Source organism: Pseudomonas sp. MIACH (assembly GCF_001269925.1).
GTDB lineage: Bacteria > Pseudomonadota > Gammaproteobacteria > Pseudomonadales > Pseudomonadaceae > Aquipseudomonas.
Map to the genome: position 1 here is coordinate 65795 of NZ_LHVO01000052.1, position 16452 is coordinate 82246.

Annotated in this window: 17 protein-coding genes; 4 read left to right on the forward strand and 13 right to left on the reverse strand. The window is 57.8% G+C overall.

Annotated elements, in window-relative coordinates; translation table 11 throughout:
- Nucleotides 1–8: 8 nt before the first annotated feature.
- The 3 genes from AD670_RS19765 to AD670_RS19775 all read right to left on the reverse strand — a co-directional run bounded on the left by AD670_RS19765 (nt 9) and on the right by AD670_RS19775 (nt 2402).
- Entirely contained in the window at nt 9–173 is a 165-nt protein-coding gene (locus tag AD670_RS19765) for a rubredoxin (RefSeq protein WP_053136117.1), read from the reverse strand.
- Nucleotides 174–182: 9 nt separating this feature from the next.
- Nucleotides 183–1382, reverse strand: coding sequence for a cytochrome P450 (locus AD670_RS19770; RefSeq protein ID WP_053136120.1), 1200 nt, complete (start codon nt 1380–1382; stop codon nt 183–185).
- A gap of 105 nt (nt 1383–1487) precedes the next feature.
- Nucleotides 1488–2402, reverse strand: a complete 915-nt coding sequence (locus tag AD670_RS19775) for an SDR family NAD(P)-dependent oxidoreductase (protein ID WP_218187632.1) — start codon at nt 2400–2402, stop codon at nt 1488–1490.
- A 392-nt stretch (nt 2403–2794) separates the two neighbouring features.
- Here AD670_RS19775 and AD670_RS19780 point away from each other — a divergent pair, with 392 nt between their 5' ends.
- The gene (locus AD670_RS19780; protein ID WP_156338274.1) at nt 2795–3544 is read left to right on the forward strand and encodes an IclR family transcriptional regulator; all 750 of its coding nucleotides are present in this window, start codon (nt 2795–2797) and stop codon (nt 3542–3544) included.
- Nucleotides 3545–3599: 55 nt separating this feature from the next.
- On the opposite strand, the gene AD670_RS19785 is transcribed toward AD670_RS19780, so the two are convergent.
- The 7 genes from AD670_RS19785 to AD670_RS19815 form a co-directional block, all read right to left on the reverse strand.
- A complete protein-coding gene (locus tag AD670_RS19785) occupies nt 3600–4391 on the reverse strand; it encodes a CoA ester lyase (RefSeq protein WP_053136128.1) in 792 nt (263 codons plus the stop codon).
- 41 nt (nt 4392–4432) lie between these two features.
- Nucleotides 4433–5287, reverse strand: coding sequence for a MaoC family dehydratase N-terminal domain-containing protein (locus tag AD670_RS19790; protein ID WP_053136131.1), 855 nt, complete (start codon nt 5285–5287; stop codon nt 4433–4435).
- Nucleotides 5288–6445 (reverse strand): serine hydrolase, encoded by a 1158-nt coding sequence (locus tag AD670_RS19795; RefSeq protein ID WP_053136134.1) that lies wholly within the window; start codon nt 6443–6445, stop codon nt 5288–5290.
- 21 nt (nt 6446–6466) lie between these two features.
- Entirely contained in the window at nt 6467–7228 is a 762-nt protein-coding gene (locus AD670_RS19800; protein WP_053136137.1) for an enoyl-CoA hydratase/isomerase family protein, read from the reverse strand.
- Nucleotides 7225–8826 carry a GMC family oxidoreductase gene (locus AD670_RS19805; protein ID WP_053136140.1) on the reverse strand — a complete coding sequence of 534 codons (1602 nt, stop codon included), beginning with the start codon at nt 8824–8826 and terminating at the stop codon, nt 7225–7227. The genes AD670_RS19800 and AD670_RS19805 overlap by 4 nt, the downstream gene beginning before the upstream one ends.
- A 73-nt stretch (nt 8827–8899) precedes the next feature.
- Nucleotides 8900–10147 carry a cytochrome P450 gene (locus AD670_RS19810; RefSeq protein WP_053136143.1) on the reverse strand — a complete coding sequence of 416 codons (1248 nt, stop codon included), beginning with the start codon at nt 10145–10147 and terminating at the stop codon, nt 8900–8902.
- Between the two features lie 243 nt (nt 10148–10390).
- The gene (locus tag AD670_RS19815) at nt 10391–11170 is read right to left on the reverse strand and encodes an SDR family NAD(P)-dependent oxidoreductase (RefSeq protein WP_218187633.1); all 780 of its coding nucleotides are present in this window, start codon (nt 11168–11170) and stop codon (nt 10391–10393) included.
- A 154-nt stretch (nt 11171–11324) separates the two neighbouring features.
- Here AD670_RS19815 and AD670_RS19820 point away from each other — a divergent pair, with 154 nt between their 5' ends.
- The 3 genes from AD670_RS19820 (at nt 11325) to AD670_RS19830 (ending at nt 14010) form a co-directional block, all read left to right on the forward strand.
- A complete protein-coding gene (locus tag AD670_RS19820; protein WP_082341003.1) occupies nt 11325–12248 on the forward strand; it encodes a LysR family transcriptional regulator in 924 nt (307 codons plus the stop codon).
- Between the two features lie 159 nt (nt 12249–12407).
- Nucleotides 12408–13664: an NAD(P)/FAD-dependent oxidoreductase gene (locus tag AD670_RS19825; protein ID WP_053136152.1), complete on the forward strand. Its 1257-nt coding sequence runs from the start codon at nt 12408–12410 to the stop codon at nt 13662–13664.
- Nucleotides 13665–13689: 25 nt separating this feature from the next.
- Nucleotides 13690–14010: a 2Fe-2S iron-sulfur cluster-binding protein gene (locus tag AD670_RS19830; RefSeq protein ID WP_053136155.1), complete on the forward strand. Its 321-nt coding sequence runs from the start codon at nt 13690–13692 to the stop codon at nt 14008–14010.
- 49 nt (nt 14011–14059) lie between these two features.
- Here the strand turns inward: AD670_RS19830 and AD670_RS19835 are convergent, their stop codons facing one another.
- Genes AD670_RS19835 through AD670_RS19845 form a run of 3 tightly spaced genes read right to left on the reverse strand, consistent with a single transcriptional unit; the run spans nt 14060 to nt 16359 of the window.
- Nucleotides 14060–14479 carry a carboxymuconolactone decarboxylase family protein gene (locus tag AD670_RS19835; RefSeq protein ID WP_053136158.1) on the reverse strand — a complete coding sequence of 140 codons (420 nt, stop codon included), beginning with the start codon at nt 14477–14479 and terminating at the stop codon, nt 14060–14062.
- Between the two features lie 28 nt (nt 14480–14507).
- On the reverse strand, nt 14508–15332 hold the full coding sequence (locus AD670_RS19840) for an SDR family NAD(P)-dependent oxidoreductase (RefSeq protein ID WP_053136161.1): 825 nt from the start codon (nt 15330–15332) through the stop codon (nt 14508–14510).
- A 10-nt stretch (nt 15333–15342) separates the two neighbouring features.
- Nucleotides 15343–16359 (reverse strand): phytanoyl-CoA dioxygenase family protein, encoded by a 1017-nt coding sequence (locus AD670_RS19845; protein ID WP_082341004.1) that lies wholly within the window; start codon nt 16357–16359, stop codon nt 15343–15345.
- Between the last annotated feature and the right edge of the window lie 93 nt (nt 16360–16452).

Consider the following 16452-nt stretch of genomic DNA (forward strand, 5'->3'; position numbering starts at 1 on the left):
CGAGACAATCAGACTTCGACCATGGTGAAATCAACTTTGGCGGCACCACATTCAGGGCACATCCAGTCTTCGGGAATATCTGCCCAGCGCGTCCCGGGGGCGATGCCCTCTTCGGGCAGACCCAAGGCTTCGTCATAAAAAAAACCGCAGAAAATGCATTGCCACTGTTTCATCTCGACTCCTTAGATAACGTCCCAGACCAGCGGCAAATGAAGCACCCCATTCACCGCTCCTGACGCCGTACGCGCTTGCTCGCCTGGCTTCACGCGAAAATCTGGAATGCGCTTGAGCCATTCCTGCAGGAACACCTTGATCTCGGTGCGGGCCAGAAACGACCCGGGGCAGCGGTGCGGACCATTGCCGAAGGCTGCGTGGATCACTGGCTTGCGTGTCAAGTCGACATCCATGGGATCGGCAAAGCGGCGTTCGTCGAGACCGAAAAGCGCATTCGGAACCTGAATCTGATCGCCGTCTTTGAGCGGCACACCTTTGAAGTCGAAATCGCCAGTCACGACCCGCGCGGTATTGGTGACCCCGTGACGACGAATCAATTCGTCGACCGCGGTATTGATCAATTGGGGATCGTCAACCAATTGCTGCCTTTTAGTTGGGTGATCAGCCAGGAAGCGGCAGATAAAACTCATCATTGAAGCAACGGTGTCCAAGCCACCGAACAGCACCACAATCAGCATGCCAAACATCCGTTCGGGCCGGATCGGTTCACCGTCGATCTGCGCATTGACGATCAGGCTGATCACATCGTTGCCAGGCTTGAGCGTCCGTTCCTGAATCCACTTTCCAAGGTAGCGTTGCAGTAAAACCTGCGACTCGATGCGCTCTTCCAACGTGCCGCGCACGGCCATCTCCGCCATCGTCAGCAACTCAAGGCGATCACTGCTGGGCAGGTCCACCAGGCGCAAAAAAATCAGGATCGGCAACATTTTGGCGAAGTCGTTGACGAACTCACACTGACCGTTCGCCTGAAAACCTTCGATCAACTCGATCGTCAGAGCCCTGATATCGTCTTCCATAGAGGCAATGGCCTGCGGTAGGAAAGACGGTGTGATCAACGCTCGATAAGCCGTATGTTCCGGCACATCCAATTCCAGCGGAACCAGAGTGATTTGCGGCGTAGGCGGGATGTTTACGATGCGATGAGAGAAACGAGCACCATCTTTCTGGATGACTTCAATGTCCTCGGCGCGGGTGGCGATCCAGTGCCCGCCGTTATAAGGCGACCAGACAATGTCAGGGCCGTCATGCAGCACCTTCCAGGCAAGGTGCACGTCGGTCTCGGCGCCTGCCGGATGAAGGCAGTCGAAATCAACCACCAGATGGGGCGGGACATGTGCAGGTACTGTCCAGTTATCAGGGTAAGTCACGTTACTTCCCTCCTCTGCCGTCTCTGGTCACAAAGCGGCTGTTATTGTTGTTTTTATTAACGTCGCAAGCGACGAACTCGATCCCAATTACCGCGACTGCCAGCTTTAAACAGGATCCCAGGTAAAGACGTCGCCGGAGCGATCCATGGGTATGAAGGAGCCTTTCAGCGCGGGCATACCGTGCTCAGCCAGGGTTTCAGGGGTCCAGCCTTCCGAGCGCTGTACCGATCGGATCGGTCGCGGCTGGCTCATCAAAAATATCTCGTTATTACGCACCGCAAACACCTGAGCGTTGACCTCAGCTGCCTGATCACTGGCCAGGTACACGCAAATGGGGGCGATTTTTGCCGGCGTCATCTGTTTGATTTTTTCGACGCGGGCCTGCTGCTCAGGCGTATCGGTGGGTATGGCGCCAATCATGCGACTGAACGCGAAAGGCGCGACACAGTTCGACCGGACATTGAATTTTTGCATGTCCAGGGCGATGGACTTGGACAACGCCATAATGCCCAGCTTCGCCGCGTTGTAGTTGGCTTGACCGAGGTTGCCGATCAGGCCAGAGGTAGAAGTCATGTGCACGAAGCACCCCGACTCCTGTTCCTTGAAATAGTTGGCGGCAGCGCGGCTGACGTAGAAGGTGCCGTAGAGATGGACCTTAAGTACCGCGTCAAACTCTTCGGCTGTCATTTTGTGAAAAAAACGGTCACGCAAGATACCGGCGTTGTTGACCACGACATCGATCCGCCCATAGGTTTGCACCGCCTGCTCGATCAGCCTGGCCGCCGCCGCCGGGTCGGAAACACTGTCGGTATTGGCCACGGCATCGCCGCCGGCGGCCCTGATCTCATCCGCAACTTTCTGCGCGGGCCCGACATCCAGCCCCTCACCACTGACAGAGGCCCCCACATCGTTGACCACCACCTTGGCACCGTATTTCGCCATGAGCAGTGCAATGTCTCGCCCAATCCCGCCACCGGAGCCCGTGACGACCACCACCTTGCCCTTAACCATATCCGTCATGCCTGATCCCTCGATCGTGAATACTCATCACCTATAATCCCGGACAGGCTCACAGCAGCGAGCAGATAGCCGCAATTTGAGGTGATCACTCGCAGCAGAATACTGAACAGCATTCACATATGCAAACAAATAAGCCGTTCAGAAAGCACCAAAAAAAACTGCGTACTGAGCAAATTCCTTCTATAAATAAGCCATAGGCTCAGAAAATATTGGCTACAGCGCAGCATTTACAGGGCGTTCAAGATCAAAGGGAATTGTTAAACGGTATTTGGTATGATGCACAACTACTTCAAGCAGTACCGTTGCATGCGATGGCCTAGACATCAGTACAACGATTTTGATCAATCATGGAAAAGGTAATACACGTGGATAGTGCTGAATCTCAAGTATCCATGGGCCCACGCTCTGTAACGCGGATCCTGGGCCTGTTCGAAACCCTGGCCAAGGCCGTCGACGGCCTTTCACTGGCCGAATTGAGCGTGACTCTGGAATCCCCGAAAAGCAGTCTGTTAACGCTGCTGCGTCCGCTGGTCGCTGAAGGCTATCTCAGCCATGGCAGCAATCGTTACCGGCTTGGTCCGTTTATATACCGGCTGGCGGGAGACATCCTGGCCACCCGCAACTTCCCCAAGCTGATGCGCCCCTATCTCGAAGAGTTGGCCGTCAAGTCTGGCGAAAGCGTGTACCTGTCCGTGATCGATATGGAGTCACAGATGGTTACCCACATCGACGGTATCGACTCACAGAACCCGGTGCGTTACGTTTCGCCGCTGGGTGCTCCACGTCCTCTCCACTGCACAGCCCCTGGTCGTCTGTTGTTGGCTTATCAGGATGAGCGTAGCCAGGAGACCTACCTCAAGTCCGCCAAGCTGAAGGCCATGACTTGGCGCACCATCACAGATCGCAGCACGTTGAAAAAGCAGCTGAAAGAGATTCGTGAAACCGGCGTCTCCATCAGCATCAGCGAGCTAAGCGAAGGCGCCGCCGGCATTGCAGTACCGGTCCACAACACCGACGGTACAGTCGCTGCAGCGTTGGTGATCGCAGCACCTGCCGAACGCATGCAGCACAAACTCAATGAGCTGCGCGAGCTACTGATTTCAGTAGGCACCGCCGCATCCGGTCTGCTCGGTCACGCATGAGCAACCGCTGCAACACCTGATTCGATTCCATCGGAATTGGGTGTTGCACTACAACCTAGGCGGACTCGCCTTGAGCGATGATTTTTCGCGCTTTGAGCAGCACCGGTAGATCGACCATTTCCCCGCGCACCCGCACTGCGCCGTCATTCGAGAGTGCGAAGGCCTGGACGACCTCCCTGGCCCAGGCCATCTCACGCTCGGAGGGGCTGAACACCTGATTGACCAGAGGCACCTGCCGCGGGTGGATACACATCTTGCCGCCGAAGCCGAGCGCCTTGCCGTGCGAGGCCTCATGCCTTATCGCATCCTGGTTATCGATGCTGACACTGACCCCATCGATCGGCCCTTCAATACGTGCCACCCGCGAGGCGACGACGATTTGCGAGCGCGCGTACAACAAGGCGTCATCACTGCCATCACAGCCCACGTCCAATTGATAGTCCACTGACCCAAAAGCGATGCGCTGGACCCCAGGGGCTTGCGCCACGATCAGCACTTGATGGATACCCAGCGCGGTTTCCACTAAAGCGATAATCGGCGCCTGCGTCACCTCGCGTAAAGCCAGGAATGGCTCCAGGGTCTCAGACTTCGGCAGCATCACACTCTCGACGTTAATTGACGACAACAGTGCTAGATCGTCAGCGAACCAGGGCGAACCGTAGGCGTTAATCCGCAGGCAGACACGCGCGCCGCCCGCCACGGCTGTGCGCACATGCTCACGAGCCTGAGGTTTATCGGCATCGGCCACCGCGTCCTCCAGATCAATGATCACGACGTCGGCACCCGCTGCATAGGCTTTGGCAAAACGCTCAGGGCGATTACCGGGAACGAACAAATAGGAACGCATGGGTTCTCCTTGATGCTAAGTCACTGGATCGCGGCGCAGGGTCAAGCCAGCGTGGCGGTCGCTTCCATACCTATTTCCCCATCGGGCCCTTTAGCCCACAGCAGCACCGTTGCCCCGTTGTCAGCGGGTAAGGCACACAGGGTGATCGGTGCCGTATCGAACAACGGCCGCATGGCGCGGAAACTGAAGTGTTTGAGCCTGACGCCCGGCATCTGCCGATGAAATAAATCCACAAGCAAGGTGGCGATCAGCGGACCGTGCACCACCAACCCCGGATAACCCTCTACCGCCTGTGCGTAAGGTCGGTCGTAATGAATACGGTGGCCGTTGAACGTCAGTGCCGAATACCGAAACAGCAGGACCGGGTCCGGGGTGATTTCCCGGGTCCACAACGGCTTGCGCAGCGTCGGTTCGGTAGCCTGTAAGGGCGTCCCTGGCTGCGGATGATCACGGTAAACCAGATCTTGCTCTTCGCGGATCAGCACTCCGCCTGAATCTGCGAGTTGGTGCTCCAACGTGACGAATACCAGCTCACCGCTACGACCGCTCTTGTGGGTGACATCAAGAATCGTCGAAGTCCGCTCGACCGAACTGCCCACCAAAGGACTGCGCAGAAACTCCAGCCGCCCACCGGCCCACATTCTGCGAGGCAGTTCGATGGGCGGCAGAAACCCGCCACGCCGCGGATGACCGTCATCGCCGATAGCCGACTGTTGTGCAAGCGGCAAAAAGTACAACCAGTGCCACAACTCCGGCAGCGCATGCTCCGGTCCGGTAAAAACCGGCTCATGCTCCAGCGTCGCGGCCAAGGCTGTCATGGGCACCGGCGTGAGCCGGTCGCTCTGATGTTCTTGCCGACCGATCCAGGATTTCAAATGTTCGATGTCAATGCTCATTCAAATACCCAATGCCTCACGTACTGCCTGAGCAATGGGCAGCAGCGGGTCTTCTTCCGGACTGGTCGGGTTGAACAGCTTGTTATGACAAATCGCAACAGCCAGATTGACATCCGGGTCTGCCCAGCCAATCGAGTTGCCCTGGCCCGGATGGCAGATCGCGCGGGGGTTCTGCACGCAGGTCACGGGAGGGTAGTTGCCACCGAACCAGAAACCGCCGATGGTGATCGGAATCGGAAAGCCGAACATCACCGGGTCGGGCTCTTCGCTGTTGGCCCGCGGCGTGTTCAGGGTCGCGACCAGCTCCCTGGAAAGCAAGCGTACCCCGTCAAGTTCGCCACCGTTGGCGAGGAACGCCCAGAACCGCGCCTCAGAGCGAGCGTTGAATATACCCCCTACCCCCGCGACCTCTGCCCGACGCACGTCGGCCCGCTCGAAGACTTCGGGAACCAACGCAACGGCGTCTGGCATCGAGGCGCTGAACAGCGGTGGCAGGTACTCGGCAGGCACCGACACCATGGCATTGGTTTGCCTGGCGACACGCGGCTCAACCTCATCGGTGATGCCGATCCACAGGTCGGTAATGCCCAGCGGCTCAGCGATTTCCTCGCGCACAAAGCGGCCAAAGGAACGCTGCTTGCTATCAACCCTGCGGACCAATTCGCCGATGATCCAGCCGAAGGTCATCGACAGGTACAGGGTCTTGGTGCCAGGCGTCGCCAACGGTTCCAGGTCTGCGATGGCCTGAGTCATCCAGTCCCAGTCGCACATCAGTTCCGGGGTCACACCCTCGGGCATTTGCGGTACACAGGCGCGATGCGTCAGCACATCACGAACGGTGGTCAATGCCTTGCCATTGGCAGCGTATTCGGGCCAGTAACGACTGACCGGCGAGTCGTAATCGATCTGGCCTCGGTCGGCGAGAATATGCAAGGCGGTGGCCGCAACGGCCTTGGTCACCGAGTAGACATTAAACAGCGTATCGCCATCGACCGCTTGTGTCCGTGCCTCGTCCGTGTAACCACTCCAGGCGTCGATCACCAGCTTGCCATTGAGGTAGGCAGCCACCTGAACGCCGACTTCACCGCCTTGGGTGGTGGCCAGGTCCAGTGCTTTTTGCACGACAGCCTGAGCATGGGGATCTAAAACGTGAGTCATTGAAAAACCCTCTTGTGACCGTTATTGAGTCATGGCGATCGTGGCCAGACCTTCCATTGCCAGGCCGTAGCCCAACTCCTCCAGAAGCCGGCGCTTGATCGGTTGAGTGAAGGCGACACGGGTATAGCGCAGGGTATGCAGAGGCTTGCTCGCCAGTTGCCCAGCCAGTTCCCAGGCCCGCGCCAGCAGCTTGTCCGCGGGCAAGACTTCGGCGACGACGCCCAATGCCAGCGCTTGAGCGGCCCCCAGGCGCTGACCGGTCAGCAGGAAGTAACGCCCTCGATTGGCGCCCAGCAGCATCGGCCACACCACTTGCACGCCATCGCCGGGGACGACGCCGTGGACGAAGTGCGCCAGATCAGCCAGCTCCGTGGTTTCGCTCGCCAGTACGATGTCCGACAGCACCGGGATTTCGGCGTGGATGTGCGCCGGACCATTGATGGCACCAATGACCGGGACTTCAATGTCCAGCAGGTTCATCAGCAAATCCTTTCCTTCACGCTGCAAGCGGTGCCAACCTTGAGACATGGGCTCGCTGGGCATTTCGGCCATGTTCATCGCTGCGCAAAACGCATCACCGGTGCCGGTAATAATCAACACGCGGACTTCAGGGTCGCGGGAAATCTCACGAAAGCAATCACCCAATTGGGTGTGGATGCTGCCCTCCAACGCCCCCCATTGCAGCGAGCCGCCGTCGCTATGCACCGACAACTGCACAATGCCGTCCTTGCGCTCCAAGTGAATGTTTGCGAAGCCCTGTACGTAGTCCTCGAATCGACTCATGGCGCGTCCTCCAGAATCAAATCGGCTGCATGCCATGCCATAGCCATCATTGGCCCGTTAGTGTTGCCTGACACCATCGTGGGGATTACCGACAAATCCATCACGCGCAATCCCTCAACGCCTCTAACCCGCAACCTCGGATCCAGGACGGCATCGTCATGCGAGCCCATGGCGCAAGTCGAACAGGCATGAAACCCCGACTGCCCACGCCGCCGAAACTCGGCAAGAATTTCCTCGTCGGTCTGCACTTTCGGTCCCGGATGCGTTTCTTCCAGGACCATGTGATTCATCGACGCGCTGTTGACGACTTTACGCATGAACCGAAACGCGGCCACCGATACCTCACGGTCGTAAGGATCGGCCAGGTAATTGGTGATGATCTGTGCAGGCTGAGCCGGGTCCGCCGAGGTGATCTGTACGCTCCCCAGGCTGCGCGGACGCAAGGGATAGGCAAATAACTGCATACCCGGAAAGGTATCAAAGCCATAGGTTGGCGACGAAAAGTCCAACGAATAGGGGGCCATCATCAATTGCGCGTCGGGGCGATCAAGCCCGGGACGGCTTTTGAAGAACCCACCGACTTGATAAGAACCCAGTGCCATGAGGCCGGTTCTCGTCAGAAAGTAACGCAAGGCATTTTTGATCAACCGTACACCGCTGAACTCGCGGTTCTGGCTGTCACGCCAATGGCGCAGGCGCACCTGCAGGAAATACAGCAGGTGTTCACGCATGTTGCGACCGACGTTCGGACTATGCGCAACCACCGGGATTCCCAGCGTCGTCAGGTGTGCGCTGTCGCCGACGCCGGACAGTTGCAAGAGACGTGGAGTTTCCAGCGCCCCCGCACTGAGTATGACCTCACAACGCGCAGTGTAAGACACCAACGTCCCGCCCTGTATGCACTCGACACCTACGGCGCGCGTACCTTCGAATAGCACCCGCTGCACTTGGGTATCAGTGACGACGGTGAGGTTCTTTCGCTGACGGACCGGGCCAAGAAACGCTTTCGCCGCGCTCTGCCGGACACCGCCGCTGATGGTGTACGTCAGGTAGGCCACGCCTTCGTGATCGAGTCCGTTGATATCGTCGCGCAGCTTCAACCCCAGGCCCTTGCAGGCATTGACCACGGCATTTCCCAGCGCATTACGGTCGCTGTAGGTGGACAGCTTCAAGGGGCCTTTACCGCCGCGCAGCTCACTTTCACCCAGCGCGTGGTTCTCGATACTGCGGAACGCCTTGGCCATGGTCTTCCAACCCCAGCCGGTCGCGCCGTTGGCTTCCCAGTCATCGTAATCCTGTGGGTGGCCGCGCATGTAGACCATGCCGTTGATGGCGCTGGAGCCGCCCAGCATCTTGCCGCGAGCCCAAATCTCCGTGGTGCGGCCGGTGCCTTGCTCTGTCGTCACCGGAAGAAACCATGCGTGTTTCGGGTCCGACAGTAACTTGCCGAACCCTTTGGGCATGTGGATCAGCGGGTTACGGTCTTCTGGCCCTGCTTCGATCAGCAGGACGTTATTGCGCGCATGCTCAGAGAGGCGGTTGGCCAATACGCAGCCGGCCGAACCCGCACCGACGATGATGTAATCGAAATCTTTCATTGGGCTTAACTCATCAAAAGCCCGTCATGGCCGCATTGACCATGACGGAGCTGCATCCTGTGCGTGGAGGCTGTCAACCAAACTTCACGTGAATCGAATGCGGCACCCGCATCATCGTTCCACGCACTTGGGGAGCCGGCTTGTCCGGATCAAGGCGCAGGTTTGGCAAGCCGTCGAGAATCGCCGTCAAGGCGCGAGTCATTTCAACTCGGGCCAGGTGTTGACCGATACAGACATGAGGACCAAAGGAAAACGCAAAATGCCGGTGCTGAGGCTTGCGGAAAATATTGAAGGCATCCGGGTCGGGGAATTTACTCTCATCACGGTTGGCCGATCCCGCCACCACATCGATAAAGGTACCCGCCGGGATATTGACCCCTCCCAAGACCGCATCAGCACGCGCGTAACGGCTCTGCATCAATACCGGCCCATCCCAACGCAATGCCTCTTCGATTGCCTGAGGAATCAGCGAGCGATCATTGCGAATAGCCTCCAGTTGCTCTGGGTTGGTCAACAGCCCCGTCAGCAACACACTGGTGCCGCGATAGGTGGTATCGCCCGCAGCATTGACCAGTTGGCGCAAGAACGAAATCAGCACATTTTCCGGAAGATATTCGCCATCGACTTCTGCCAATGCCAGAGAACTGACCAAGTCATCGCCCGGATTGGCGCGGCGTTCGGCCACCAGCTTGATGAAATAGTCACCCAGCTTGCGCGACGCTTCCGTGCCGTGTTCGATGTCCACCGACACCACGGTCTGGGCAATCGCCAGCTTATGGAAAATCTTCGCGTCTTCAGGCGGCAACGCCAATTGGCGATAGATGATGTGGAAGGGATAGTGCAGGGTGAACTCCTGCACCAGGTCCGCTTCGCCTCGGCCTTCGAACGAGCTCATCAAGTCCCTTAACACCGGGTCGACTAGCGTTTCACCCCAGGCGGCGACTGTTTGCGGCAAAAAAGCTTTCTGGAAAATCCGGCGAAACCGTGGATGCTCCGGAGCATCCATGGTCGAAATGCTCTGGCCGAAGCTGATGCCAATGTTGTAGTCGTAGGCATGATTGCCGTAGGTGGCCGGGTCGCCCAATACCTGAGCCACCTCGTCATAGCCGAAGACGCTGTAATACTGCGCATCCGCTGGCTTGGTGATGTCTGCGTACAAACCCATCAACGTCCGATATTCGCCTTTGTGCAACGACCCCTGGCGACGCATTTCGGCAATTTTGGCGTAGGGATCAAGGTGATCGCCAAACATCAACGCGTCTTCCAGGAACGGGTCAAAGGAAGGGTCGTCGAAGTCTTCAATATTCAGTTTTGCACCCATTATTATTATCTCCGCGTAGCATCAGGTATCGGTGTGCGCTGGCCACAACATCGCCGAAGTCGACCTGAAGCCGCTTCAGAGGGCGCATCTCCAACATACACGAACGCCGTTCATATATGCGAACCTCGTTCACTATAATCACGGAGTCCTATGGCGGCAAGCAGCTCCTCGAATAAAGTTGATCCGCGCCAACGTGGCGCACCTCATCACAGATGACATCCCACGGAGAGAGCGGCGACAGCCCTAACTGACTAGAAAGCCGCCGTCCACGGCCAGCAATTGCCCGGTCACGTATCGAGACGCCGGACTGGCGAAGAACAGCACGGCATTGGCGATGTCTTGCGGCTCTCCCATGCCACCCAGCGGAACCCGCCCTTGACCCAGAATGGGCCCTTTAATCTCGATCGCTGCCGATGCAGCTTTGGCGCCGGAGGTCATCACGCCACCTGGCAGTACGGCATTGACCCGGATGCCGTCGGCGGCGAACTCAAGCGCCGTGGTCCGGGTCAAGGCGTTCACCCCGGCCTTGGAGGCGTTATAGGTTGCGTTGTGATAGACCACCGCCTGCAACGATGACACCGATGAGATATTCACAATGGATCCGCCGCCCAGGGTTTTCATATGCTTGATCGATTCGCGCAAGCACAGGAAGGTGCCCCTCAAATTGATCGATTGCAGCCTGTCCCAAAACGCTGTGTCGATTTCCAAAAACGATCGTTTCGGAAAAATCGCTGCGTTATTGATCAAAATGTCCAGACGCCCGAAGTCGGCCACTACCCGGTCAAACAGTGCGACGACATCGGCCTCATCGGCAACATCCACTTTCAACGCAGTCGCCCTGCCCCCATCTGCTTCGATACGTTGGGCGACAGCGCACGCGGCCTCAAGGTTGATATCGGCAACGATGACCTGCGCGCCCACGCGGGCAAACAACTCGGCAATGCTTCGGCCAATGCCTGAGCCCGCGCCGGTCACAACGGCAGTCTTGTCGTCCAGGCGAAACACAGTTTGATCGTTACTCAAGAGGGGCATCCTTAGCGGAATGATTGGTTCGCTTATCCAAGAGGAGTTCAGTTGAACACTGTTCAACCAAATAAATTTATGTGATCTTCACCGCTAGATAAACCTGCATAAACCGAATTAATCTTTCAATTATCTTGAAGAATCAGCAGGGCCTATGGATAAGTTGCGCTGTATGGAAGTCTTTCTTGCCGTGGTCGACCGCGGCACCCTGAGCGCAGCGGCGGCGAGCCTGGGGCTGTCTCCGTCGATGGTGTCGACTCACCTGAGCAACCTGGAAACAGACCTCGGCGTCAGGCTGCTCAATCGCACCACACGGAGCTTGAGCCTGACGGATGAAGGCGTGACCTATCACGTGCACTGCCAACAGATTCTCGATCAAATCAGCGGTGTCGAAGCCGAGCTGGCGGGCAAAGGCGGCACACCACGTGGGCGGCTGCGGCTGGACATCCCCAGTACCATCGCCCAGCACCTGATCATGCCCCTGCTCCCGGAGTTTCGACGGCGTTATCCGGCTATACACCTGGATTTTTCCGACTCGGAGCAGATCCTCGAAACCGTGGAAAACCAGTACGACGTGATGATACGGCTGGGCTTGCTCCGGGACTCCGGAATGATCGCCAGGCCGCTTGGCCATTCAGCCCTGCTGACGGTTGCCTCACCGCATTACCTGGCCCAGCGGGGAATTCCGCTGACACCTGACGACCTGCATGGGCATGAGTGCATCAACTATCTGATAGAGCGTACCGGCCGTTTACTTCCATGGTCCTTCCAGCAAGGTGGGCAGCCGATCGAGCTGCAAACCCTGGGAGGATTGTCGATCAGCCAGGGCAACACGCGAATCGAAGCCGCCTTGAATGGCCTGGGCATTGTCCAGGGAATGGCTTTTCACTTGAAAGGTTCATTGGCGTCGGGGCACTTGCAACAGGTGTTGCCTGACTGGGTTTCGATGGCGCCCACGCTGGAAGTACTTTATCCGCGAGGCCGCAGGGAATCGCGCAAGGTCCATGCATTTGTCGATTTTCTTATTGAGCATTATCCCGCTGGACGCGAAATCATAGCGCCCGCTCGTTGCCATTGAAAATAGGCCCAGACCCGGTTACGCCGGCCATCTCTGGCATGAAGTGGTTTGACAGTCACCACACCAATGGTTCAGCATATGAAACAGCGTTCATAATAAAACCCATAACAACAATCATAACGGCTACGCTCAAAGCCCTCATACCAGGCCAGGTGAACAATGACTGAAAACACCCATCGCACGGCTGTGATCGTTGGCGCCGGGCATGCCGCCGGGGAGTTAGTCACCAGCTTGCGTGACAACGGTTGGAGTGGACGAATCATCTTGATCGGTGATGAACCCCATTTGCCCTATCACCGCCCGCCTCTTTCCAAGGCCTACTTGTCCGGTGCGGCCACAGCAGAAAGCCTGCTGATCAAATCCCCTGCCACCTATATCAAAGCCAACGTCGAGATCATCAATAACACGCGGGTCTTGTGCATCGATCGACAACGCAAATCTGTCGAATTGGCGAATGGCGAATGGATTGGCTACGACAAGCTCGTACTGACCACCGGTGGCCGCCCTCGCCCGCTGTCGGTACCGAAAACGAGCCTCGCGGAACAATCGGGCAATTTTCATTACTTACACACCCTGGGTGACGTTGATGCCATGCGTCGTCAGTTTGAACCCGGCATGCGACTGGTCATCGTGGGGGGTGGCTACGTCGGTCTGGAAGTGGCGGCCGTGGCAGTCAAGGTGGGCCTCAAGGTCACCGTGCTGGAAGCCTTTCCTCGCGTACTGGCCAGGGTCACAGCACCGGAACTTTCAGCCTTCTATGAGCGCAAACACCGCGAAGTCGGCGTGGAGATTCGTACGGGCGTGCAGGTCAGTGACGTAGAGATGGACCGTTCGGGCGACGCGGTATCAGCAGTGCTCTGCGCCGATGGCACTCGCGTACCGGCGGACCTGGTGGTGGTCGGTATCGGCCTGATCCCCAATACCGAGCTGGCGCAGGAGGCAGGCCTCGCCGTCGACAATGGCATTCTGGTCGATGAGCACGCACAAACCAGTGATCCAGATATCTACGCAGCCGGCGACTGCACCAATCATCCCAATGCATCGCTGGGGCGGCGCTTGCGCCTGGAGTCGGTCCCTAACGCTCTGGAGCAGGCCCGTACCGCAGCGGCGGCGATCTGCGGCAAACAAAAGCCCTATAACGTCATCCCCTGGTTCTGGTCTGATCAATACGACCTGAAGCTGAAAATGGTCGGTTTGTCCCAAGGCTACGAGCAGTTGGTGGTGCGCGGTTCGCTGGACAGCGATTCGTTCAGCGCCTTTTATCTCAAGGACGGCCTGGTGCTGGCGGCCGATACCGTCAATCGTCCGCCCGAATTCATGCTCGCCAAACGTATCATCGCCGAGCGTCTGCGACTGGACCCTGAACAGTTGGCAGACGACAGCATCCCCTTGAAAAGCCTGTTACCGACCCCGTGATTTCCCTGGCCTGAGAATAACAACGATGCCGAAACTTACGTTTATCCAGCACGATGGCACGGAACAAACCGTGCAGGCCGAAGTCGGTCAATCGGTGATGCAGCTTGCCGTCAATAATCAAATTCCAGGGATTCTCGGAGACTGTGGCGGGAGTTGCAGCTGCGCAACCTGCCATGGCTATGTCGAACCTGAATGGGCCGCACACATGCCAGAAGCCGCCGCCTATGAAGTCGACATGCTCAGTTGCGCCATGGACGTGGATGACAGAAGCCGACTGACTTGCCAGATCAACATGACCCCCGAACTCGATGGCTTGATTATCCGCCTGCCCGCGTCGCAGACCTGAGCGCCCCAGCAGCCCGTCGCACCTCACTGTGCGACGGGCGATTGTGGAACTACAACAAGCCGCTTTCGTCGGCCTTTTTCACCCCACCGTCCAACCCGCGCTCGCGCAACACTTCAATCGTCACCGTCAACGCACTGGAAATAGCCGGAAAGCCCACGTACGGCAGTGTCTGAATGATGATTTCCTGCAGCTCCAACACCGTCAGACCATTGTTCAGGCCGAAGCGCAGATGGTTCTTCAGTTCGGCCGGCTGGTGTTGAGCAATCAGCGCGCCAATGACCACCGCGCTTCGGTACTTGAGTTCCAATCCGGGACGTGACCACACGCTGCCAAACGCATGCTCGATGGCCATGCGCGCGACATCGGCGGCAAAACCACCTGAGGTTGCCCCCGCCTCTATCGCCTTGGCGAACTCAGGCCCCATCATCTGGACCATCAACTCATGCCCTGCTTGCCAGTTCTCGTTCATTGTTATTGTTCTCGTCGTGAAGAAGGGGTCAGATTTCAGATTGAACCTGGCCATAGGCAGTCAGCGGTGCAACCTGCGTCACGCCGCCATCCACAGGCAAACAGATCCCGGTGATGAACCGTGCCTCGTCGCTGGCCAAAAACAGGCATGCAGCGGCGACATCCCAGGCATCACCCTCAATGTTCAAGGGGGCAATACCGCGGCGCAGGGTACGCATGCTTTCGTTAAGCAGACCGTCCACCAACGGCGTAAAGATGTGCCCTGGCGCGACGGTGTTGGCGCGCAGCCCCTGTCGGCCATACATCACCGCCAGCTCACGGGTCATTTGCACCATCGCCGCTTTAGACGGCCCATAGGCGACCGAGCCGTGGCCTTGCAAACCGGCCGTCGAGGCGATGTTGAGCACCGCCGAACCGGGCTTTGCCAAGAGGTGAGGCAAGGCGTGCCGACTCATCAAAAAAGCACTTTTGAGGTTAACCTCCATCACCCGCTGCCACAGGTCGAGGGGATGCTGTTCAAAACGCTGCGGGCCGGTGGCGATGCCGACGTTATTGACCAAAATGTGCAGCGCCCCGTAACGCGCGACCGTATCGCTGACGAAACGCTGGCAGTCCTCATCGGAGGTGACATCACCGGCGCAAACAAACGCATCGCCGCCCGCCTCGAGAATCATCGCCAGGGTTTCTTCCGCGCGCTCGGGGTGTTGATCTACCAGGCAGACCCTCGCGCCTTCCCGTGCAAACTGGTAAGCGATGGCCTTTCCGGTGCCAACGCCTTTGCCCTGGGAGCCCGCGCCGGTAACGATGGCCACTTTGCCGGCCAGCCGTGTATTAAAAACAGTGGGTAATGGCATCGAAGGCTCCTCAGTGCGGCGGACGAATAAGGGTGGCGTGGCCGTCGCTGAAAGCAACAATCGCAGAATCACCGGCCTTCATGCGCTGGGGAATTTCATCCAGAGGGACCTTCTTGCCGTCGATACCCCGGCAATAGGTTTGCGTATCGACGACGAATGTCCCTGTGCGCCCATCGTCACCGACCACGCTGACCGAACTGCTGGATAACGCGGTCAAGGTGCCGATAATCGGAGTGTGCCCCGAGGCTCCCATGATGCGAATGTCCATCGACAAACGAAAACGGTCCGAGTAGTTGGCCAGCCCGCTGTGCGGGGTGTTGATATGCATCAGCAGCACATCGCCGGGGCGGTAGGTGGTTCGCCGCCAGGCGTGATCAGGGACTGAGCCATTGGGGATCGGAAACAATGGAGGCGTGTTCACATCGTGCAAATACGGCCCTTTGTGCATGCCCTCGGCCAGGACCAGGCCACCAATCTCATCACTGATCACTGACAACGGAATCCAGCAAATCAGGAACGGAATACCCACGTTGTAGAAACCATCCTGATGCAAGTAATCCAGACGGCTGGGTTTGCGCTCTGCGGTGGGTGGCGTGGCACGGTACTCCACGGTTGGAATCCAGAACGGTTGGTCATCCAGCAAGCGCTGGAAGAACGCGTGGATCGGCGGTTCCTGGACAAAAGGGCGCCAGATTTCACGTTCGACCAAAGGTTCCATGCGGAACGGAAACCCCTCGAGACTTTTGCCGCTGTAGAGCGCCTCGGCGTCGTCTTTTTGGGTAACCCCAAGCTCATCCAGTAAGTCCATGTAGACGCCGCGCAAACGGGACACCGATGCCTGATCAAGGACATCACGGAAGAACCAATAGCCATCGCGTTCCCAGGCTGCGTTCAGTGCCTGGCGGTCATCGAGCAAGTCGTTGGAAACATTCAACTCTCGCATCGGCGGTTGGTTTGATATAGGCGAAGAAATATTCATCAACTGCAGCCCTTTCTTGTTGTCGTTGTAGAGCATGGGTACCCGCATCAGCACCCCAGCACTGGACTGATACTACCGAGAAGGCGACGCCGGATAATCCGCCTTACCACCAAAACACCCTTCAGTTTTATTGATTAATCA

Excerpts from the sequence above, each read along its gene's own strand:
- AD670_RS19765 (WP_053136117.1), bottom strand. The coding sequence starts at position 173 with ATGAAACAGTGGCAATGCATTTTCTGCGGTTTTTTTTATGACGAAGCC.
- AD670_RS19775 (WP_218187632.1), bottom strand. The coding sequence starts at position 2,402 with ATGACGGATATGGTTAAGGGCAAGGTGGTGGTCGTCACGGGCTCCGGT.
- AD670_RS19780 (WP_156338274.1), top strand. The coding sequence starts at position 2,795 with ATGGGCCCACGCTCTGTAACGCGGATCCTGGGCCTGTTCGAAACCCTG.
- AD670_RS19785 (WP_053136128.1), bottom strand. The coding sequence starts at position 4,391 with ATGCGTTCCTATTTGTTCGTTCCCGGTAATCGCCCTGAGCGTTTTGCC.
- AD670_RS19790 (WP_053136131.1), bottom strand. The coding sequence starts at position 5,287 with ATGAGCATTGACATCGAACATTTGAAATCCTGGATCGGTCGGCAAGAA.
- AD670_RS19795 (WP_053136134.1), bottom strand. The coding sequence starts at position 6,445 with ATGACTCACGTTTTAGATCCCCATGCTCAGGCTGTCGTGCAAAAAGCA.
- AD670_RS19800 (WP_053136137.1), bottom strand. The coding sequence starts at position 7,228 with ATGAGTCGATTCGAGGACTACGTACAGGGCTTCGCAAACATTCACTTG.
- AD670_RS19805 (WP_053136140.1), bottom strand. The coding sequence starts at position 8,826 with ATGAAAGATTTCGATTACATCATCGTCGGTGCGGGTTCGGCCGGCTGC.
- AD670_RS19810 (WP_053136143.1), bottom strand. The coding sequence starts at position 10,147 with ATGGGTGCAAAACTGAATATTGAAGACTTCGACGACCCTTCCTTTGAC.
- AD670_RS19820 (WP_082341003.1), top strand. The coding sequence starts at position 11,325 with ATGGATAAGTTGCGCTGTATGGAAGTCTTTCTTGCCGTGGTCGACCGC.
- AD670_RS19825 (WP_053136152.1), top strand. The coding sequence starts at position 12,408 with ATGACTGAAAACACCCATCGCACGGCTGTGATCGTTGGCGCCGGGCAT.
- AD670_RS19830 (WP_053136155.1), top strand. The coding sequence starts at position 13,690 with ATGCCGAAACTTACGTTTATCCAGCACGATGGCACGGAACAAACCGTG.
- AD670_RS19835 (WP_053136158.1), bottom strand. The coding sequence starts at position 14,479 with ATGAACGAGAACTGGCAAGCAGGGCATGAGTTGATGGTCCAGATGATG.
- AD670_RS19840 (WP_053136161.1), bottom strand. The coding sequence starts at position 15,332 with ATGCCATTACCCACTGTTTTTAATACACGGCTGGCCGGCAAAGTGGCC.
- AD670_RS19845 (WP_082341004.1), bottom strand. The coding sequence starts at position 16,359 with ATGCGGGTACCCATGCTCTACAACGACAACAAGAAAGGGCTGCAGTTG.